19 protein-coding genes are annotated in these 20,155 nt (G+C 71.5%); 1 reads left to right on the top strand and 18 read right to left on the bottom strand.

What is annotated here, in order from left to right; genetic code table 11:
• Positions 1-98 precede the first annotated feature (98 nt).
• From ACFWGD_RS07205 to ACFWGD_RS07150, 12 genes are all read right to left on the bottom strand, one after another.
• Positions 99-956, bottom strand: a complete 858-nt coding sequence (locus ACFWGD_RS07205; protein ID WP_377777929.1) for a cytochrome c biogenesis CcdA family protein — start codon at positions 954-956, stop codon at positions 99-101.
• On the bottom strand, positions 957-1,571 hold the full coding sequence (locus tag ACFWGD_RS07200; RefSeq protein WP_377777928.1) for a TlpA disulfide reductase family protein: 615 nt from the start codon (positions 1,569-1,571) through the stop codon (positions 957-959).
• Positions 1,572-1,708: 137 nt separating this feature from the next.
• Positions 1,709-2,353 (bottom strand): histidine phosphatase family protein, encoded by a 645-nt coding sequence (locus tag ACFWGD_RS07195; RefSeq protein ID WP_377777927.1) that lies wholly within the window; start codon positions 2,351-2,353, stop codon positions 1,709-1,711.
• Positions 2,350-3,690 carry a glutamate-1-semialdehyde 2,1-aminomutase gene (gene hemL / locus ACFWGD_RS07190; protein ID WP_377777926.1) on the bottom strand — a complete coding sequence of 447 codons (1,341 nt, stop codon included), beginning with the start codon at positions 3,688-3,690 and terminating at the stop codon, positions 2,350-2,352. Before hemL ends, ACFWGD_RS07195 begins: the two co-directional genes overlap by 4 nt.
• 43 nt (positions 3,691-3,733) lie before the next feature.
• Positions 3,734-6,394, bottom strand: coding sequence for a heavy metal translocating P-type ATPase (locus ACFWGD_RS07185; RefSeq protein ID WP_377777925.1), 2,661 nt, complete (start codon positions 6,392-6,394; stop codon positions 3,734-3,736).
• Entirely contained in the window at positions 6,391-6,774 is a 384-nt protein-coding gene (locus ACFWGD_RS07180) for a hypothetical protein (protein WP_377777924.1), read from the bottom strand. Before ACFWGD_RS07180 ends, ACFWGD_RS07185 begins: the two co-directional genes overlap by 4 nt.
• Positions 6,764-7,369 carry a hypothetical protein gene (locus tag ACFWGD_RS07175; RefSeq protein ID WP_377777922.1) on the bottom strand — a complete coding sequence of 202 codons (606 nt, stop codon included), beginning with the start codon at positions 7,367-7,369 and terminating at the stop codon, positions 6,764-6,766. Before ACFWGD_RS07175 ends, ACFWGD_RS07180 begins: the two co-directional genes overlap by 11 nt.
• Positions 7,366-8,394: a porphobilinogen synthase gene (hemB, locus tag ACFWGD_RS07170; protein ID WP_377777921.1), complete on the bottom strand. Its 1,029-nt coding sequence runs from the start codon at positions 8,392-8,394 to the stop codon at positions 7,366-7,368. The genes ACFWGD_RS07175 and hemB overlap by 4 nt, the downstream gene beginning before the upstream one ends.
• A gap of 79 nt (positions 8,395-8,473) precedes the next feature.
• The gene (locus ACFWGD_RS07165) at positions 8,474-10,234 is read right to left on the bottom strand and encodes a uroporphyrinogen-III synthase (protein WP_377777920.1); all 1,761 of its coding nucleotides are present in this window, start codon (positions 10,232-10,234) and stop codon (positions 8,474-8,476) included.
• 76 nt (positions 10,235-10,310) lie between these two features.
• Positions 10,311-11,243 carry a hydroxymethylbilane synthase gene (hemC, locus tag ACFWGD_RS07160; RefSeq protein ID WP_377777991.1) on the bottom strand — a complete coding sequence of 311 codons (933 nt, stop codon included), beginning with the start codon at positions 11,241-11,243 and terminating at the stop codon, positions 10,311-10,313.
• A gap of 76 nt (positions 11,244-11,319) precedes the next feature.
• Complete coding sequence (locus ACFWGD_RS07155; protein WP_377777990.1) at positions 11,320-12,780, bottom strand: glutamyl-tRNA reductase; 1,461 nt, start codon at positions 12,778-12,780, stop codon at positions 11,320-11,322.
• Between the two features lie 336 nt (positions 12,781-13,116).
• Positions 13,117-13,353, bottom strand: a complete 237-nt coding sequence (locus ACFWGD_RS07150) for a glutaredoxin family protein (protein ID WP_377777919.1) — start codon at positions 13,351-13,353, stop codon at positions 13,117-13,119.
• Between the two features lie 113 nt (positions 13,354-13,466).
• On the opposite strand from ACFWGD_RS07150, the gene ACFWGD_RS07145 reads away from it, so the two are divergent.
• Positions 13,467-14,609, top strand: coding sequence for an HAD family hydrolase (locus ACFWGD_RS07145; RefSeq protein ID WP_377777918.1), 1,143 nt, complete (start codon positions 13,467-13,469; stop codon positions 14,607-14,609).
• Here the strand turns inward: ACFWGD_RS07145 and ACFWGD_RS07140 are convergent.
• The 6 genes from ACFWGD_RS07140 to ACFWGD_RS07115 form a co-directional block, all read right to left on the bottom strand.
• Positions 14,606-15,661, bottom strand: a complete 1,056-nt coding sequence (locus ACFWGD_RS07140; RefSeq protein ID WP_377777917.1) for a lysophospholipid acyltransferase family protein — start codon at positions 15,659-15,661, stop codon at positions 14,606-14,608. The genes ACFWGD_RS07145 and ACFWGD_RS07140 overlap by 4 nt on opposite strands.
• 181 nt (positions 15,662-15,842) lie before the next feature.
• The gene (locus ACFWGD_RS07135) at positions 15,843-15,944 is read right to left on the bottom strand and encodes a 30S ribosomal protein bS22 (protein WP_003855542.1); all 102 of its coding nucleotides are present in this window, start codon (positions 15,942-15,944) and stop codon (positions 15,843-15,845) included.
• A gap of 207 nt (positions 15,945-16,151) precedes the next feature.
• Positions 16,152-16,343, bottom strand: a complete 192-nt coding sequence (locus tag ACFWGD_RS07130) for a helix-turn-helix domain-containing protein (RefSeq protein ID WP_377777916.1) — start codon at positions 16,341-16,343, stop codon at positions 16,152-16,154.
• A gap of 373 nt (positions 16,344-16,716) precedes the next feature.
• Positions 16,717-17,538, bottom strand: a complete 822-nt coding sequence (gene proC / locus ACFWGD_RS07125; protein ID WP_377777915.1) for a pyrroline-5-carboxylate reductase — start codon at positions 17,536-17,538, stop codon at positions 16,717-16,719.
• Positions 17,539-17,609: 71 nt separating this feature from the next.
• Positions 17,610-19,187 carry a hypothetical protein gene (locus ACFWGD_RS07120; RefSeq protein ID WP_377777914.1) on the bottom strand — a complete coding sequence of 526 codons (1,578 nt, stop codon included), beginning with the start codon at positions 19,185-19,187 and terminating at the stop codon, positions 17,610-17,612.
• 1 nt (position 19,188) lies between these two features.
• Complete coding sequence (locus tag ACFWGD_RS07115) at positions 19,189-20,127, bottom strand: hypothetical protein (RefSeq protein ID WP_377777913.1); 939 nt, start codon at positions 20,125-20,127, stop codon at positions 19,189-19,191.
• Positions 20,128-20,155 lie beyond the last annotated feature (28 nt).

The following is a 20,155-nucleotide window of genomic DNA, read 5'->3' as shown; positions in this document are numbered from 1 at the left end:
CCTTCGCGCCGGCCGTGCCGCGCGCGGCGTGCGCGCCCTGCGTGGTTGTCGCCATGTTCGCTGCCATCTCCTTGCTGTCCCGCCAGGTGCGGCGGGGGTTAAATCGGCGTCACCGTGTCGGTGATGAATGCCACCTGAATCCAATTGACGAACATATCCCAGACGCCGGAGACCAACGCGATGCCCACCAGCACCAGCATCGCGCCGCCGACCATCTGGATGGTGCGGGAATTGCGGCGCAGCCAGTCCACGCCCTTCATCGCCCGGGCCGAACCCAGCGCGACCAGGATGAACGGCAGGCCCAGGCCCATGCAGTACGCCACGATCAGCGCCACGCCGCGTGCGGCGGTCAGGCCCTCGGTGCCCGCGGACACCGAGATGATGGCCGTCAGCGTCGGGCCCAGGCACGGCGTCCACCCCAGCGCGAAGACCGCGCCGAGCATCGGTGCGCCCAGCCACGTGGTCCACCGCTTCGGCGCCATGCGGGTGTCGCGCTGCAGCGCCGGCACCATGCCCATGAACACCAGGCCCATGATGATGGTGACGATGCCGCCGACGACGGTCAGCGTCCGCGCCTCCACCCGCAGCGTGGACACCAGGCCGAAAACCGATGCCGAGCCGAGCACGAAGATCACCGTGAAGCCGGCGACGAACAACAGCGCCGCCAGGCCGACGCGGGTGCGGGCCTTCTTGTCCGCCTTCGCCGACGCCGCCACGGCGGTGGCGCCGGATGCGGATGGGCGGTGGGCGTCGTCACGCGAAGAACCCGGGCCCGCCTCCCCTGCCGCACCCGAGATGCCGGTCAGGTAGGACACGTAGCCGGGGACCAGCGGGATGACGCACGGGCTGGCGAAGGACACCAGGCCCGCGGCGGCCGCGGCGAGCAGCGCCAGGACGATCGGGCCCTGCGCGGCGGCGTCCGCGAACGCGCCGCCGATGCCGGAGGCGAGGAGCATCTACGCCGCCCCGCCCTCGTCGGCGACCTTGCGCACCGCGTCCCACAGCTCCGACTGGCTGACCTCCTTGAGGAACACCACCGCGGGGCGGTGCTCCCGGTCCAGGATGATCGTCGTCGGGATGACCGACGCCGGGATGCCGCCGAGCGCGACCGCGTTGATGAACGGCGGATCGTAGATCGACGGGTACGTCAGGCCGTTGTCCTCGACGAAATCGCGCGGGGCGGAAATGACGTGGTCGCGGACGTTGATGCCCAGCATCGTGCCCAGGCCATCGGCCTGCATCTTCTCGTGGACGGCCTGCAGGTCGTCCGACTCCGAGCGGCACGGGGCGCACCACTGGCCCCAGGCGTTGAGCACGACCATCTCGCCCTCGAAATCCGCCAGGCGGATCTGCGCGCCCTCGTCCATCAGCGACTCGCCGTAGACGTCGGCGACCGGCGCGCGGTCCTCCGGCGCGTACTCGATCACCGTCTGGCCGCCCGGCGACACGAACTCGAACGTGCCGCCGATGGCCACGGCGTCATGGCCGACGGTGTCGTCGGAGCAGGCGGCCAACGACGCGGCCAGGGCAATGCCCGCCGCGGCGGCGATGGTGCGGAAGAGGGGGCGCATGGGAGGGCCGTCCATTTCACAATCGGGGTTCACTGCAATCTAACGAAGAAGGGGCCACGACACCGAATCACGGTGGGGCCCCCGGGGCGGGCTTGTGTGCCCGCCGGGCGCGGCCCGCCCGGGCCCGTCAGAGCCCGTCAGAGGTGAGCGGCCGGCTCCGAGTAGCGGACGTCGACGATGGTGTCGCCGAGGAAGACCAGCGAGGTCACCGACGACAGATCGCACTGGCGGTCCGCCGGATTGTGGGCCAGGCGCAGGCCGCGGGCGCGGCGGGCGGCGGCGACGACGCACAGCTGGTGGGTGACAATGACCGCCTCGCGGCCCTCCGCCGCCTCGCGGGCGCGGTGGATGGCGCGGAACATGCGGTCGGCGATCTCCTCGTAGGGCTCGCCCCAGCTGGGCACGCCCGGGCGGACCAGGCGCGGCCAGTAGCGCGGGTTCCACAGGTCGGAGTCCCAGCCGCGCACGTGCAGGCCCTCGAAGGTGTTGCCGGCCTCGAGCACGTCGGCGTCGATGACCGGCTCCAGGCCGGTCACGCGGGTGACGGGCTCGCAGGTTTCGCGGGTGCGCTGCAGCGGCGAGCACGCCACGTAGGCGACGTCGTGGCCCGCGAAGGACTGGGCGGTGGCCTCCGCCATCGCCCGGCCGCGGTCCGACAGGCGGTAGCCCGGCAGGCGGCCGTAGAGGATCTTCGACGGATTGTGCACCTCGCCGTGGCGGACCAGGTGGACGATCGTGCGCTGCGCGTGGACGGGCGCGCGCCCGCCGTCGGCCGCGCTCACTGGCCCTGCTCCGGGGTGGCGGAGGCGGCGGCCTTCGCGGCGACGCGCACCGCGGACTCGATGACCTCGAAGTCGTCGTCGGTCAGCGCCGAGGACACGAACCACGTTTCGAAGCAGCTCGGCGGCGCGTAGACGCCGTTTTCCAGCAGAGCGTGGAAGAACGCCGGGTAGCGGAAGGTGTCGGCGGCCTTCATGTCGGCGAAGTCGCGGCCCTCCCCCTCCGCGAAGCGCGGGGAGAAGAATGTGGCGGCGCGCTGGATGTTGTGGGCGACGCCCTCGGCCGACAGCGCGTCGGACAGGATGCCCGCCATACGGTCGGCGTTGGCGGCGACGGCAGCGTAGACCGCGTCGTCGGCGGCTCGGAGGCTGGCCAGTCCCGCGGCCACCGACACCGGGTTACCGGACAGGGTGCCGGCCTGGTAGACGGGGCCCTGCGGGGCCAGGTGCTCCATGATGTCGCGGCGGCCGCCGAAAGCCGCGGCCGGCAGGCCGCCGGAGACGACCTTGCCGAAGGTGGTCAGGTCGCCGGCGACGCCGTCGACGCCGTACCAGCCCTTGGCGGAGGTGCGGAAGCCGGTCATGACCTCGTCGAGGATCAACAGCGCGCCGTCGGCGTTGGCGATCTCCTTGAGCTTGGCATTGAAGCCCTCGCCCGGCGCGACGGTGCCCATGTTGCCGGCGGCGGCCTCGGTGATCACGCAGGCGATCTCGCCCGGGTTCTCGGCGAAGGCGCGGCGCACGGCCTCGATGTCGTTGTAGGGCACGACGATGGTGTCGGCCGCCGAGGCGCCGGTGACGCCGGGAGAATCCGGCAGGCCGAAGGTGGCGACGCCCGAACCGGCCGAGGCCAGCAGCGCGTCGACGTGGCCGTGGTAGCAGCCGTCGAACTTCACGACCTTGCCGCGGCCGGTGAAGCCGCGGGCCAGGCGCACCGCGGACATGGTGGCCTCGGTGCCGGAATTGACCAGGCGGACCTCCTCCACGGAGGTGCGGCCGATGATTTCCTGGGCCAGCTCGGTCTCGCCGGCGGTCGGCGCGCCGAAGGACAGGCCGCGGCCCGCCGCCTCGCGCACGGCCTCGACGACCGCGGGGTGGGCGTGGCCCATGAGCATCGGGCCCCACGAGCAGACGAGGTCGACGTACTCGTTGCCGTCGACGTCGGTCAGGCGCGAACCTCGCGCCGACTCGATGAAGCGGGGCGTGCCGCCGACCGAGCCGAAGGCGCGCACCGGGGAATTCACCCCGCCGGGGGTCACCGCGCGGGCGCCGTCGAAGAGGCGCGCGGAGTTGTCCGTCTGCTGATGTGGGGTCCGCTGGGGTGTAGTCACGCAGCCCATCGTAGGGAAACGCGCCCCGTCCGGGCACACCCGCCCCCGCGCCTCAGTTGCGGCGGGCGAACCACCCGGGCACGCGGCGCGGCATGGCCGGGCGGATGCCGCCGCGGTCCATGATCCGGTTGAGCCGGCGCGAGCGCCATTCGATCCACAGCCCGGCCAGGACCATGAGCACGGCGCCGATGAGCGGGTGCAGTACGCCGGCGACGGACAGCACCAGCACGGCGACGTTGTAGCCCCAGGCGAACGCGATGTTCCACGACATGGTGCGGGTGACGTCGCGGGCCAGCGAGATCGCCTCGGGGATCGAGCCGACCCGGGAGCGCAGCGACACGACGTCGGACTCCTCGATCTCCAGGTCGTCGACGCCGGCGTCGGCGTCCATGAGCACGCCGACGTCGGCGACCTTCAGGCAATCGGCGACGTCGGAGCCACCGACCATGACCACGGTCTCGCCGCCGGAGTGGATGCCGCGCACCGTCCCGGCCTTGCGGCCCGGGATGATGCCCGCGTAGACCCGCGAAATGCCCAGGCGGTCGGCGAAGCGCCGGGCCACCGGGTACGGGTCGCGGGTGATCATGATGGTGTCCACGCCCATTTCCTCGAGCTCGTCGATGGCCTCGACGGCGTCGGGCTTGATGTCCTCGCCGACGGTGATGACGCCGCGGACCTTGCCGCGCCAGCTGATCACCAGCGGGGTGCCGCCGCCCATCGCGGCGACGGCCATCCTCTCGTCGAGGGCGGACATGTCGCGGGGCCGCCACAGGCTGGCCTCGACGAAACGCATTTCGACGTCGCCGTCGGACGTGGTCACCGGCAGTTCCGCCTGTCCGATGAACGCACCATCGGCGTCGATTTCGACGTGGTGGACCTCCACCCAGTGCGGGATGTCCCCGCCGCCGGACCCGGAGTCGCGGGACACGCGGCACGCGCGGACGATCGCCGCGGAGACGGGGTGGTCGCTTTCCATCATCAGGGCGCCGGCGACGCGCAGGATCAGCTCGGGGTTCTCGCCCTTGGCCGCCTGCACCTGCAGCACGTGCATCTCGCCGGCGGTGAGCGTGCCCACGCGGTTGAACATCACGGAGTCCGCGCCGGCCAGGGAGCGGAAGGCGTCGGCGTTGCGGATGAGCAGGCCCCGTTCCGCACCGGCGAGGATGCCGATGCGCAGGGCCGTCGACGTGGACATGGCCAGCGCCACCGGCGCGATGCCGATGAGGATGGCCAGCGCGACGGCGAACGCTCCCCCGGCGCCGCCGGAGACCAGCCACCAGATGCCGAACGCCACCAGCGCCAGCAGCATCGTCCACGGCACCAGCACCGACGCCGAGCGCACGGCGGTCTGGTGGGCGACGTCCTCTTCGCGGATGGCGGTCTGCACCCACCGCTGGATCGCCGCGGCGCGGGTCTTGGATCCCGTGCGCGAGACGCGGACCTTGAGCCGCTGGTCCAGGTTCATGGAGCCGGCCCACACGCGGGAGTTGACCTTGGCTTCGGCGGGCTTGCGGCCGCCGCCGACGACGCGGGAGTCCACCCGCGACGCGCCGCCGACGACCACGCCGTCGACGGGGATGACCTGCCCCGGCGGCACCAGCACGTCCTCGCCGATGTTGAGCTCGGCCACCGGCACGCGCCGCTGCTCGGGCTTGGCGGTCTTGCCGGACTTGCGCACCACCGTGACCTGCCGGTCGGCGGGGATGCGCAGCACGTTCATGGCCGCGCCGGTGCGCACGCGGTTGTACCTGGTGGCCAGGCGCCCGGCGAGCAGCAGCACGGTGACGCCGCAGGCGACGTCGAAGTAGAGCTCCGCCGGGGAGCTGCGCTCGTAGTGGAAGGCGAACCACGTCGGCGACGTCGTAAAGCCCACCTGCCCGGCCCTGCCGAACAGGACCTCCACCATGGACCAGGCCCAGGACAGGAAGATGGCCACGGCGCTGGCCCCGTCGAGCGCCGACATCCGCCTGCGCATCGACGCCAGCATCGCCCGGTGGAACGGCCAGCCGCCCCACAGTGCGACGACCGAGGTCAGGCCCGCGCACAGCCACTGCCAGCCGTGGAACTGCCACGGCACGTACAGCGACAGCACGAGCACCGGGATGCTCAGCAGCAGCGACACCAGGAACCGCGTGCGGGTCACCAGGGCCCGGGCGGTGAACAGGACCTCGTTGGCACCTTCCGCATTGAGGGCGGCTTCACGACGGCGCACCCGCGCCTCCGCCATCTGCTGCGCAGCCGCGGGAACGGCGGGGCGGCGACGCGGCGCCGCGTCCAGCCGGGTGGCCCGGCGGCGCAGCGAATTGCGGGTGAGGTACGCGCCGATGCCGTGCTCGGCCAGCGCGGCGATGAGCACGTCGGGGGCGAAATCGTCGGGGGCGGTGATCCACGCGCGGCCCGGCGAATAGACGACGGTGGCGCGGACGTCCGGGAAGGCGTCGAGGATCTTCTCGGCCTCCTCCGCCGCCAGCGCCGAATCGAGGCCCTCGAGCACCATGCCGTAGGACGTCAGCGCCGTGCCCGTGCGCCGCGCAAGGCGCTGGTGCAGACTTTCGTCGTCGTCGGAGTAGCGCTTCGAGCGCAGCCAGGCGGCCGCCTCCTTGGCCTCGTCGATGGCGCGGCTGACGCGCTCGTCGGTTTCGCGCAGATCCCGGACCCGCTCCTGCTCCGGGCTCACGTCCTGCCCGGTCGCCACGTCCCGACCGGTGGTCATGGCCGCGCACCCTCGCCGGCCGCGCGGGCGCGGAACAGGAGGATCAGGCCGATGATCATCACGCCCGCGGGCACCGCCGTCCACGGGGTGACCGCCAACGCCATGGTCCCGGCCAGCGACACCAGGGTGATCAGGGCGATGACACCGATGAGCACCCGCCGCACCACCTTCGACGACCCCGCCGACGGGACGAGCACCGCCACGGCGATGGCCACGGCCACGCCGAGCACGCCGACGATGACGATGTCCCGCGCCACCTCGGCGCGGATGCCGGTGCGATCCTGCGACAACAGCAGCATGCCCACCACGGCCTGCGCGATCGCGCCGCCGATCAGCGTCAGCTGCCACGCCGGTCGACCGGCCCGCACGTCAGCGTCCATCTCCGCCATCCTTTCCTCCGGCGCCAAAATACTCCATCGCCGTGCGTCCGGACGCGAGAACGACGGCTGCTCCGGCGGCGGTGGCCGAAGCGATGGCCAGGGCGCCGTCGGCAAGCTGGAGCGTCGCGGGGGCCGACGCCCACGGGCCCACCGGCCCGCCGGTGAACATCACGAGCATGCGCACGATCAGGTACGCCGACCCGGCCACCAGGAGCAGTCGCGCCCACTTCGCGCCCGCCCGCATGCGGAACGCGAGGAACGCGAACAGGCCCGCGGCCACGACCGTGAGCAGCATGGTCATGATCGCCGATCCCCGGGCCACGAAGATCTTCTCGTCCGGGCCGAGCTCCGGGAATGCCCCGCCGACGGATTGCCCGCCGAAACCCGAGACCTCCAGCAGTGCGCCGGGGTTGAGCAGGTTGATGGCCAGGGTGGTCAAGGCCGCGGCGACCTGCAGCACGCAGGTGGCCAGCCACGCCTGCCAGGCGCCGACGATCTGGTCCGGGAGCGCGGGGCGGGTCGAATGGCCGGGAGCGCCCGGAGGTCCCGCCTGCGCGGGAGGCCGGGGCTGGGAGGGCTGGGCCGGAGGGGTCATCGCTGCCGGAGCTTCCGCGCGACGTCGACCGCGAAGTAGGTGAGCACCTGCTCGGCGCCGGCGCGGCGGATGCCCAGGACGGATTCCATCATCGCGCCGTCGAGGTCGATCCAGCCGTTGGCGGCGGCCGCGTGGATCATCGCGTACTCGCCGGAGACCTGGTACGCCGCCACCGGCACCGGGGACATGTCGGCGACCTCGCGGACGATGTCCAGGTACGCCATGGCGGGCTTGACCATCACGAAGTCGGCGCCCTCGGCGATGTCGAGCTCCACCTCCAGCAGGCTCTCGCGGCGATTGGCCGGATCCTGCTGGTAGGTGCGGCGGTCGCCCTCCAGAGAGCTGCCGACGGCCTCGCGGAAGGGGCCGTAGAACGCCGAGGCGTACTTGGCGGAATACGCCATGATCGCCACGTCGACGTGGCCGGCGGCGTCGAGGGCCGAGCGGATGGCCTCGATCTGGCCGTCCATCATCCCCGACGGGGACACGATGTGGGCGCCGGCGTCGGCCTGCGCGACGGCCATGCGGGCGTAGTTGCCCAGCGTCGCGTCGTTGTCCACGATCGTGCGGCCCCAGCGGTCCTGGCGCAGCACGCCGCAGTGGCCGTGGTCGGTGAATTCGTCCAGGCAGGTGTCCGCCATGATCAGCACGTCGTCGCCGAACTCGCGGCGCAGCCGCGTCAACGCGCGGTTGAGCACGCCATCCTCGGCCCACGACCCGGAGCCCTCGCCGTCCTTGTCCGAATCCAGCGGGACGCCGAACAGGTCGACGCTGGGGATGCCCAGCCCCGCGGCCTCCTCGACCGCGCGGACCAGGGAATCCTCCGTGTGTTGGACCACGCCCGGCAGCGAGGAGATCGGGCGGGCCTCGTCGATGCCATCGGCCACGAACATGGGCAGGATCAGGTCATCGACCGCCAGCGGGGTCTCCGCCGTCATCCGCCGCATCACGGGGTTGGTGCGCAGGCGGCGGGGCCTGCGGATCGGCGCGGGGACGTTGGCTGAGGGGTTACCGGATTCCGTCATGCCCCCAGGGTACGGTCGGCCGACCCGAAACGGGCATCGGGGTCGGAGACCATCGCGAGCCCGATCCCCGACCGCGCCCCTACTGCTCCGACGGCTCCCCGGAATCGGGCGCCGGGCCGTCGGAAAGCGGCTCGGTCATGTCCTGCGCCGACCCGTCCTGCGCGGCCCCGGACGCCGCGGGCTCGCTGGCGCGCTTGCGGCGCTTCTTGCGCGGCGGCGGCAGCTGGCCGGCGGCGCGCAGATTGGCCACGTGCTCGGCCAGGGCGTCGACCAGATCGGTGATCCCGGCGCGCTCCGGCATGACGTCGACGCGCAGGCCGTACTCGCGAGCCGTCGCCGCGGCCATCGGGCCGATGCAGGCGATGATCGTGCGGGCGTGCGGCTTGCCGGCGATGCCCACCAGGTTCTTCACCGTCGAACCGGAGGTGAAGCACACGGCGTCGAAACCGCCGGTCTTGATCATGTCGCGGATCTCGGCGCTCGGCGGGGCGGCGCGGACCGTGCGGTAGGCGGTGACGTCGTCGACCTCCCAACCCAGGTCGATCAGGCCGTCGACCAGCACGTCGGTGCCGATGTCGGCGCGCGGCAGCAGCACCCGGTTGACCGGGTCCATGCCCTCGATGAATTCGGGGAACACCTCGACCACGCCGGCGGCGTTCTGGCGGGCCTCGTCGGGAAGCAGCTCGGGCGTGATGCCCAGCTCGCGGATCGCGGCGGCGGTCTTCTGCCCGACCGCGGCGATGCGCACGCCCGCGAACGAGCGCGCGTCCAGGCCGAACTCCGTGAACTTGTCCCACACGGCGTTGACCGCGTTGACCGAGGTGAACACGACCCACTGGTAGCGGCCGTCGACCAGGCCCTTGACCGCGCGCTCCATCTGGGCGGGGCTGCGCGGCGGCTCGATGGAGATCGTGGGCACCTCGATCGGGATGGCGCCATGGGCGGCCAGGCGCGTGCGCATCGGGCCGGCCTGGCCCTTCGCGCGCGGCACCAGCACGTTCCAGCCGTACAGCGCGCGGTTTTCCCACCAGGAGTACTTCGAGCGCTTGTCGACGCCCTTGCCCAGCGTCACCACCAAGGGGCCCGACAGGTCGCCCGAGAGCTGGGCGAGGGTGCCCAGCGTGACGTCGTAGGTGCGCTGCAGGCGCGTGGTGCCGTGGACGGTCACCGACGTCGGCAGCGAATCGGGCAGGCCGCGGTCGGACAGTTCGCGGGCGATGGCGTCGAGGTCGTCCTCGACGGCCTGCAGCACCAGCGGCTGCGGGGCGGCGGCGAGCTCGTCCCAATCGACGTCGGCGCGGCCGAGGTCGGTCTCGGTGTACGTGGAGCCCAGCGCGATGCCGGCGAAGGCCGGGACCGTCGACGGCACGGACATGCCCGGCACGATCTGGAACTCGATGTTGTTGCGCGACACGGCGTTGATCTCCGCCAGCACGTCATCGCTGGTCAGCGGGTTGCCGGCGACGAGGCGGACGACGTCGCGGCCGCGGCGGGCCTCGGCGACGAGCGCGCGGCTCATCTCCGTGGGGTCCCCGACCGGCTCGCGGACGTCGGCGGCCGTCGGCGGCGCCGGGCGCGGCGGCTTGCGGCGCGACCCCGAGGCCTTCGCGTCGGCGCACAGGCGCTCGTAGGCCTCCTCGGCCTCGCGCAGCGCCTCCTCCGGCACCGGGAGATCAGCGGCGACGAGTTCGCGTACGCCCGGCATGACGTCCGGGTCGACGTAGGCGACGGAGGTGCCGGCGAGGACTTCGCGGGCGCGCAGCGTCAGCAGATCCGGATTGCCCGGGCCTGCGCCGACGAACAGGATGCGTCCGGCGGGCGTCGTGCGGGGGGTGCTCATCGTGGTGGCGTTGCTTTTCTTCTCGGTGACTCTGGGCGGGGATCGTGCATGGCGCCGGCGGGGCCGGCGCCGGGGGTCAACGCAGGGTGTCCCCCATGACGTCGTGGGCGCCTTGCTCCAGCAGGCGCGCGGCGACGGAGCGGCCGAGCTCCTCGGCCTCCTCCGGGTCGCCGACCGCGGACTCGACCAGGCGGCGCGAGCCGTCCAGCGCGAATACGCCGGCGGTCAGCTCCAGGCGGCCGTCGTCGGTGATCTCCGAATGCGCGGCGACGGGCGCGGTGCAGCCGGCCTGCAGCTCGGAGAGGATGGTGCGCTCGGCGCGGGCGCGCGCGTGGGACTCGGCGTCGTCGAGGCGGCCGACGATGAGCGCCAGGCGCTTGTCGGCGGCGCGACACTCGACGGCCAGCGCGCCCTGGGCGGGCGCGGGCATGAGCACGTCGACGTCCAGCGACTCGGCGGCGCGGTCGAGCCGCCCCGTGCGGTCCAGGCCGGCGCGGGCCAGCACGACGGCGTCGAGATCGTCGTCGACGCGGCCCATGCGGGTCTCGATGTTGCCGCGCAGCGGCAGGATCTCCAGGTCCGGGCGCACGGAGCGCAGCTGGGAGACGCGGCGCGGCGCGGAGGTGCCCACCTTGGCGCCCTGCGGCAGGTCGGCCAACGTCACGCCGCCGCGGGAGACGAGCACTTCGCGCGGATCGACGCGCGTGGGCACCGCCGCGATGACCAGGTCCTCCTCGGGCGCGGTGGGCAGGTCCTTGAACGAGTGCACCGCGAGGTCGCACACGTCGTCGCGCAGCGCATGGCGCAGGGCCTGAGTGAACACGCCGATGCCGATCTTCTCCACCGGGTCGTGCCGGTTGGCGTCGCCCTCGGTCTTGATGATCACCAGCTCGGCCTCATGGCCCATGCGGATCAGCGCGTCGCGCACGTGGCCGGCCTGCGTGGTGGCCAGCTCGGAGCCGCGGGTGCCGATGCGGATGACCGGGCGATCGTCGCCGGCGACGCCCACGGTGGCGTCGGTGGTGGCGTCGGTGTCGTTCACGGGTCCGTTCTCGGTGATGTCGGCGTTGACGGCCTTCTCGATGTCAGCCACGGTTTCCTCCGGTTCCGGGTCGCATGATGCCCTCGATGTCCGATGCGCCGCCCATGGGGCCCATGCGGTTGCCGACCATCAGGTCGGTGGGGATGTCGGTGTCCGCGTACAGCGCCTGGGGCGTCGACAGCGGGAGGTCGAACAGGCGCTGCAGCGCCTGCGCGTAGGACGTGCCGCCGGGCTCGCCGGACAGCTTCTTCACCTGGATGGTGGGCACGTGCAGGAGCTTGTCGACGACCCGGCGTACCGTCCGTCCGACCTCCTGCCGCTCGCGGTCGGTCAGCCCCGGGGTCTTGGCCTCCAGGCGCAGCAGCTCGGCGGAGACTACCTCGGCGGCCTTCTCGCGCAGGGCCTTGACGGTCGGCGCGACCTCGAGGGCGCGCTGCGCCTGCAGGTAGCCGTCGAGTTCCTCGCCGACGATGGCGCGGGCGGCGGACTCGTCGTCGCGGCCGAGCTCGCGGGTCGACGTCATCTGCAGGTGCTCGATGTCGAACAGCGCGATGCCGGGCATCTCGCCGACGCCTTCTTCGACGTCGCGGGGCATGGACAGGTCGGCGATGGCCAGTGGGCCGGCGTCGCGGACGTCGTCGGCCAGCACCACCGGGCTCATGGCGCCGGTGGCGGTGACCAGGATGTCGACGTCGGCAAGCACCCCGCGGTAATCGTCGAGCGCGATGGCCCGGGCGGGGATGCCCGCCTCGATGGAATGGTCGGCCAGGACCTCGGCGCGGTCGACGGTGCGGTTGGCGATGGTGATGTGCGAGACGCCCGCCCGGCCCAGGTGGGTGGCGGCCAGCGAGCTCATGGCGCCGGCGCCGAGGATGAGGGCGTTGCGCCCGGCCAGGCCATCGGCGTCGCCCGGCTGGTAGTCGGGGTTGATCGCGCGGATGGCCTCGTCGACGGCCACCGACACCATCGAGGCGCCGGCCTCGTCGATGCCGGTTTCGGTATGCACGCGCTTGCCGGTGTGCAGCGAGCGCTGTGCCAGGTCGTGGAGGGTGCGGCCGACGGTGCCGTGCTCGTCGGCGTCGTGGTAGGCGGCGCGGATCTGGCCGATGATCTGCTGCTCGCCGAGGACCATGGAATCCAGGCCCGAGGCCACCGACAGCATGTGCTCGGCGGCGCCTTCGGCGTAGCGGACGTAGAGGTGCGGCGTCAGTTCGTCGACGTCGATGCCGGAGCGGTCGACGATTTCGCGGACCACGGCCGACAGCCCGGCGTGGAAGCCGCGGGCGGCGACGTAGTACTCGACGCGGTTGCAGGTGGAGACCAGCATCGCCTCGGACACCGCATCCTCGGAGAGGAGGCGGGCGAGGGTCTTCGGCTGATCCGTGTCGGCGACGGACACGCGCTCCAGCATGGACACCGGCGCGGACCTGTGCGACATCCCGACGAGCAGCACACTCACGGCATAACCACCGCTATCCGTTCCTCCTCCATCCGGCGTCCGCATCCCGGCGGCCGGATCTCGATTTCCGCGCGGCTCCCACGGTGCGGGCACCGTTGCTGCGCGGATCTTGATCGAGGTGAAAACGGCGCGAACCGGGGCGACGGCGCCAAGCGCCGACCCCGGTGCGGATGCCATGTCCACCGTGCCCTAGGCTCATGACAGGCGTTGTGCGCCCGCCCCCTGCCGTGGGCTCATTTTCCACAACGGTAGACCGTGGCGGGGATATTCCACAAACGCGCGCATCCCCCATAGTGCCCCGGTGGAGCCCATGCGGGACTCGTGTTCACCGCCGATCCGGGGGCTGCGGGGGTGGATGCCCCCTCCCCTATCGGGGACGAATCAACTGAGCGCGTCGATGAGCTCGTCGTCGTCGATTTCCCAGCAGGCGATCTCCTCGCCGTCGACGAGAACGACGGGCACGCGGTCGCCGAACTCGATGGCATCGCCCGAATCACCGGCGTCGACGTCGATGACCTCTACCTCCGCCCCGAGCCGTGCGGCGATCGGGCGGATCTGGGCTTCCACGCGGGCACAGGAGCCGCAGGTCGAGCGGGTCATGAGCGTGACGACGGACATGCCGGCACCCCTTTCGTCGTTATCTTTCTCTCGGGCGTCTCCGATTGGGGCCGCTGCCATTGCCGCCGACGCCCGGGCCGCGGCCACGGCGGGCCCGCCGTGGGCAGCATACGATGAACGGACCGAAGTTCCGGCACCCAGAAGTCGAGGAAACCGCAGTGCTCTCTCCAGGATCCGACCGTCCGCCCCTGCTCCCGGGCGACATCCTGTCGGAGCTGCTGCCGTCGCAGGGCACCGTGCGCAACTTCCTGGAGACGGTCGCCCTGCACCCCCTGGACCAGGAATCCCAGCGGGCGGCGGGCGAGGCCGCGGCGCTGGCGGCGATGGGCGAGGTCTACGGCATCGACTCCGACCAGCTGCTGGTCGGCTACCGCTCGGTCCATGGCGCGGTCGACGCGGCCGGCGGCATCGAGCGGCTGTCGGAGCCGCACCCGGACATCCCGCAGGACGCGGGGGCGGCGGCCTTCTTCGACGTCGACAACACCCTGGTCCAGGGCGCATCGATCTTCCTGTTCGGCGCCGGCCTGGCCCGGCGGGGCTTCTTCGACTACCGCGAACTGGCCGGGATGCTGTGGAAGCAGGTGAAGTTCCGCGTCTCCGGTTCGGAGGATCCGGGCGACATCGCGGAGGCCCGCGAACAGGCGCTGGCGTTCATCAAGGGCCACCGCGTCGACGACACCCTGGCCATGGCCGAGGAGATCTTCGACGAGATCATCGGCGACCGCGTCTACTCCGGCACCCGGGAGCTGGCGGACCTGCATCTGCAGGCAGGCCAGGAAGTGTGGCTGGTCACGGCGGCACCCGTGCAGTTGGCGCAGGTCATCGCGCGGCGGCTGGGGCTCACCGGCGCGCTGGGCACCGTCGCCGAGGTGGAGGACGGAAAGTTCACCGGGCGCCTGGTCGGCGACATCCTCCACGGCCCCGGCAAGAAGCACGCGGTCGCGGCGCTGGCGGCGTCGTCGGGCCTCGATCTGTCCCGGTGCGCGGCGTACTCGGATTCCGCCAACGACGTGCCCATGCTCTCCATGGTGGGGTCGGCGGTGGCCATCAACCCGGATCGGCGCCTGCGCCGCGTCGCAGAGGAGCGCGGCTGGTCGGTGCGCGACTACCGGCGGCTGCGGCGGACCATGTTCACCGCCGCCCGCTGGGGCATCGCCGCCGCGGGCACCGGGGCCTCCGCCGCCGGCGGATACGTGGCGTGGAAGATGCTGCGCGGGCGTGCCTCGCGAAGCGCGCCGGTGAATTCAAACTCCTAGTAGAAGGCGCTCTTCCGGTTGCGCAGGTTGCGCAGCAGGGTGGCCTGGATGCGCTGCTTGACTTCGTCGGACAGGCCGAGAATGGACACGGGATCGTCGTCAAGCGCAATGCCCGGGGACGCGCCCGTGCCGGGCCCGGCCTCCGGAGGCTCCATGAAACCGGCGCGATAGGACTCGGCCCAGTCCCGCGGATCGATGGGATCGAGGACGTCGATGCGCCACTTCGACGGCAGCGGCACGGCGCCCGCCACGCCCAGCCAGGGGAAAAACGGCGTGGTAGGAACGTACGGGATGCCCAGGCCGCGGGCGATGGACAGCACCACGTCGCGGACGAGCTCGACCAGCGCCCGGCGATCGGCGGCGCCGTCGGCGCCCAGCGCCCAGGCGGGCAGATCCTTCAGCGGCGTCGACGCGCCTTGCGCCAGGACGTCGGCCATGCCCATCACCAGGGACTCCAGGGCCTCGTCGACGGGGGCGGCGCCCTCGGCGTGGCCGATGTTGGACGCCTTCATGCCCTCCGCGCCCAGCAGCGCCGACCCGCGCAGCACGGAACCGAGCTGCGGGTAGATCTCCTCCGCGCCCGTGATGGCCACCGGGACGATCGGCGCGCCGTGGCGCAGCGCCGCCGCCGCGAACCCGCCGCGGCCGAACGCCTGCAACTGATAGCGCTGCGTATACGGCTTGCCCAGGCCGCGGTAGCCCTCCGGGAACACCCCGACCATCTCCCCCGCCCCCAGCAGCGCGCCGGCGGCGTCACGGCTGGCGCGCACCGCCCCCACCTTCGTGGCCAACTCGGAGACCACCGGCAGCGAAAACGCCACATCGCCGGCCAAGAACCGCAGCAGCCGCCCCGAGGCGCGGTGCAGCGACAGCTGCGCCATGATCGCGTCGATGGGCAAATTGCCCGAATGGTTGGCCACGACCATCACCGGGCCATCGGCGGGAATGCGCTCCCCGCCGTGGACGTCCACGCGGAACCAGTGGTCGTGCAGCTGGGCGAGGGCGGGAAACCACGTGCCCTCGACGAACTCGAGGTCGGGTTCCGGAATCATGCCCACGACGATACCGGGCGGCATCGGCGTTCACCGGCGGTTGGCGTTCACCGGCGGTTGGGGGTCGCGGGCGAGCGAGGCCGTCGTAAAGCAACCGCACCCGGAAACGGCGAAACGCCCGCCCCACCTGAGGTGGAACGGGCGCTGTGGGCCCTCGACGCGGGAAAACCCGCCCCGTGACCTACTTGCCGAGCTTCCGGCGCTGCACTCGGGTGCGTCGGAGCATCTTGCGGTGCTTCTTCTTCGACATGCGCTTGCGGCGCTTCTTGATGACGGAACCCATCGGCTCGACCTCGCTATTCGTTGACTTCTGTGCTGGTTATCGCGACCGACGCGGTGCCCCGGGCGCCGACCCCGCGCAGGGCAGAGGGCGAATCATGGGGCGCGTCGGGCGCCAATCGGGTCAATCATAGCGGGGAGCCGGGTGCCGGGGTCAAACGCCCCTCACCCGCCACCGTGCGCGAAACGCGGCGAACGACCCGAAACGGGCTTATCCGGCGTCGTAGAAGGACGAGTCCAGGTACGACTTGACCGCGCTCTCGTGGACGCGGAAGGAACGGCCGACCCGCACCGCCGGCAGCTCACCGGCGTGGACCAGGCGGTACACGGTCATCTTGGACACGCGCATGATCTCGGCGACCTCGGCCACCGTCAGAAACGTCCCGTTCTCGGCATTCGTCATTATCGTTTTCCCTTCAGCGCACTCCGCGCGCTGCAGGCTTCCCCTCCTGCAGAGACTGTGAACACGCGGTTGCTTCCTAAACCCTACCGTTATCGATGGTGCTAATGCGATACAAGGGCGCGAATGGGGCAACCGTTACGTTTGTTGCTGGTGCGCCCAGATCGCGCGGCCGGGCCCGTCGCCGCCCGTCAACTGCGAAAACCCTCCCGCGGGGCCGGGAGGGCGCGTCCCGGGCGATTTTTCCCGGGGTGGGCCGGTGGGGGGCGGCGGGCCGTGGCCGCTGCCGCAGATCCCCTACCCGGCTTGGTTTTACGCGTGCTTTGGGCTCGCTTTGCGCGTGCTTTGCGCTTGCTTTGCGACGGCCCGGCGCGGACTACTTGCCCGCCGGGCGCCCCATCGACGCGGACTTGTCGTGGCACGCGCGCATGGCGCGCAGGACCGCGCGGCGCAGGCCCTCCTCCTCGAAGGTGGACGTCGCCGCGGCCGTGGTGCCGCCGGGAGAGGAGACGTCGGCGCGCAGCGTCACCGGGTCGGCGCCCTCGGCCATCATCATCTCCGCCGCACCCGCGGCCGTGGCGGTGGCCAGGCGCTGGGCCTGATCGCGCTTGAGGCCCATGGTGACACCGGCGTCGACCATGGCCTCGACGAACTGGAAGAAGTACGCCGGGCCGGAGCCGGACACCGCGGTGACGGCGTCCATCTGCTTCTCCTCGACGACCTCGACGTGGCCGACCTTCTCCAGCAGCGAGCTGACCTGGCCGACGTGATCGTCGTTGGTGAAGCGGCCCGGGGCGATGGCGTTGACGCCGCGGCCCACGAGCATCGGGGTGTTGGGCATGACGCGCACGACCGGCGTGCCCACGGCACAGACGGACTCCAGTTCCTCGAGCGTGATGCCCGCGGCCATGGACGCCACGATGGTGTCGCCCTCGCCTTCGTCGATGGTGCCGGCGATGCTCTCCAGCACGCCGACGATGCCGTGCGGCTTCACGCACAGGAACACCACGTCGGCGCCGTCGACGGCCTGCTCGGCGTCGTCGGCGTCGACGATGCCGTAGGCGTCGCGCAGCTCCTTGCGCCGCTCGGGCGAGCGCTGCACCAGGTAGATGGACTTCGGGTCCACCCCGCCGTCGATGAGGCCGCCGATGAGCGCGCCGCCGATCTTTCCTCCGCCGATAACCGCAATTCGTGTCATGGTCGGCCAGTGTGCCAAAAGCGCCCCGCCTTGGCTAACCAGGGCGGGGCGCTGTGCGGGCGTCCGGGGGATCACAACATGGTGAGCACGTACGGCGCGAAGGAGACGACCAGGCCGACGATGCCGGCCAGGATCGGGGTGACCCGGTCGCGGTCGCGGCGGATCAGGTTGACCACGATGACCAGGCCGAAGGCGAAGGCCACCGCGATGACGGCGACGACCGCCGTGGGCAGGACCATCCACAGCATCATGAACAGCGCGAAGACTAGGCCGCCGAACAGCAGACCGACGATCGTCTGGGCGATGAGCAGGCCGATGCTCAGCGAGTTGTCCTCGGCGTAGTCCTCGCGGGACTTCTTCGTGGCCTTCGCGGGCTTCTGCTTCGAGGCCTTCTCAGCCTTCTCGGCCTTCTCTGCCTCGGTCGCCTTGGCCGACTTCGGCTTCGCGGAGTCCTTCGTGGCCGGGACGGCGGCCGTGGCGCCGGACGCTGCGGCGAAGTCCTCATCGCGCTCGTCGTACTCGCGGTACGCGGTCGGCACGTCATCGGCGTGTGCGGCCATCGCGGCGGCCGAACCACCGGCAACGGCACCGCCGCCGGCGGCGGCGATGGCCGAACCGTCGAAGGCGTGATCGTCGTAGTCGCGGTCGTCGGCGTAGTCGTCGCGGTAGTCGTCGCGCTCGTGGACGTCGCGGTCTTCGGCCACGGCATCGGCCGCGGTCTCGGTCTCCACGGCGGCATCCGCGTGCGCAACGGCATCGTCTTCGGCATCGTCTTCGATGACCGGGATGACGCTCGTCGGGCGATCGTCGTAGGCCATGGAGCCCTCGAGGACCTCGCGGGCCATCGGGCCGACCTCCGCGACGGGCTCGCTGGCGGTGCGGGCGTCGTGGAACTTGGTGAACGTGAACGTGATCTCGCCGGTCTCGTCGTTGGCCATCACCGGGCGGGGATCGACCGGGACGGCGGACGGGACGGAAAAGGGCTCGCGCGGCTCGGCGGGAACCTCGTCGACGGGCTCGCTGACCTGCTCGTCGATGCGCTGGTCGACGGATTCATCGACCGGCTCGTCCTCGTACTGCGACGCGACGGCCAGCTCATCGGCGTACTCGGCCTCGGCGGAGCCTTCCTCGTCGAACGGCTCGGGCTCGGCAAACTCAGCCTCGGCGTATTCGGATTCGACGGCGCCCTTGGCGGGCAACTCGTCGACCGGAGCCTCCACGGGAGCCTCGTCGACGGGCTCGTCCTCGAACTGCTCCGCGGCGGCCAGCTCGTCGGCGTACTCCGCCTCGGCGGAACCCTCGTCGTACGTCTCGACGATCTCGGGAGACTCGACAGTCTCGGGGGCCTCGGGGGCTTCGGTCTTGACCTGCTCGGGGGCCTGGGCCTCGACCTCGGAAACTCCGGTGTCGACCTGGCCCCCCACCTGCTCCGTGACCTGCTCGTCGTCCTCGACGACGGCATGGGCCCCGCGGCGCGGGCCATCGGCCTCGACGCGCGGAATGGAGCCGGTCAGCTCGGCGACGGAAACGCCACCCTCTTCCAGGCTGCGGCGCCGGCGGCGCGGACGGTCACCGGACCCGGCGGAATCGCCGCGCTCCTTGTTGCGGCGCGCCATCAGCTCGGCAACGGTGAGCTTCTCGTCGCTCATCTCATCCCTTTCCGTACAGATTGCCGTCGAGTCGGCGCAGGATCACGCCCTCGCGCAGCGCCCACGGGCAAATCTCCACCTGTTCAAGCCCCAATGCTCGCATACTCGCCTCCGCAACGAGGGCACCGGCGACGATCTGGTGCGAGCGATTCGAACTCACGCCCTCCAACTCGGCGCGGTCGGCGGCAGTCATGCGGGAGATGAACGAGATCAATTGGCGCAGGCCGGGGGCGGTCAGGGTCCGCTTGACCCGCGGTCCCGCGGAGCTCGGGGCGGCGCCGGTGAGGCGGGCCAGGGTGCGGAACGTCTTCGACGTCGCCACGGCCAGATCCGGGTCGCCCAGCGTGCGCAGGTGACGCGCGGGCTCCACGAGCTCGGCATCGATGTAGTCGCGCAGCAGGTCGATCTTCTTGCGCTCGGGCGGGTCGGTGTCGAACCACTCGTGGGTCAATCGGCCCGCGCCCAGCAGCAGCGAGTACGCCGCATCCGGGTCCTCGTCGGTGCCCGACGTCAGCTCCAGCGAACCGCCGCCGATGTCCAGGTTGACGATGCGCCCGGCCGACCAGCCGTACCAGCGGCGCACCGCCAGGAACGTCAGCCGCGCCTCGTCCTCGCCGGAGAGGATCTCCAGGCGGATGCCGGTCTCCTTCTCCACGTGGGCGAGGACGTCATCCGAGTTCCGGGCGTCGCGGACCGCCGAGGTGGCGAAGCTGATCATCTCTTCGCACCGCATCTGGTCGACGAGGCTCTTCGCCTCGGCGACGTAGCCCGTGAGCTTGTCGATGCCCTTCTTCGACAGATCATTGTCGTCGTCGAGATACTCGACCAGCTTCATCGTCGACTTCGTATCGCTCATCGGGGTGGGGTGCCCGCCACGGCGGGCATCGACCATCACCAAATGAACGGTATTGCTGCCAACGTCCAATACACCTAATCGCACGAGTCTCAGGGTAGACGGTCTACCGTGT

Origin of the sequence: Corynebacterium sp. NPDC060344 (assembly GCF_042725215.1) — a bacterium.
Classification (GTDB): Bacteria; Actinomycetota; Actinomycetes; order Mycobacteriales; family Mycobacteriaceae; genus Corynebacterium.
This window is presented reverse-complemented; position numbering and strand designations above follow the sequence as displayed.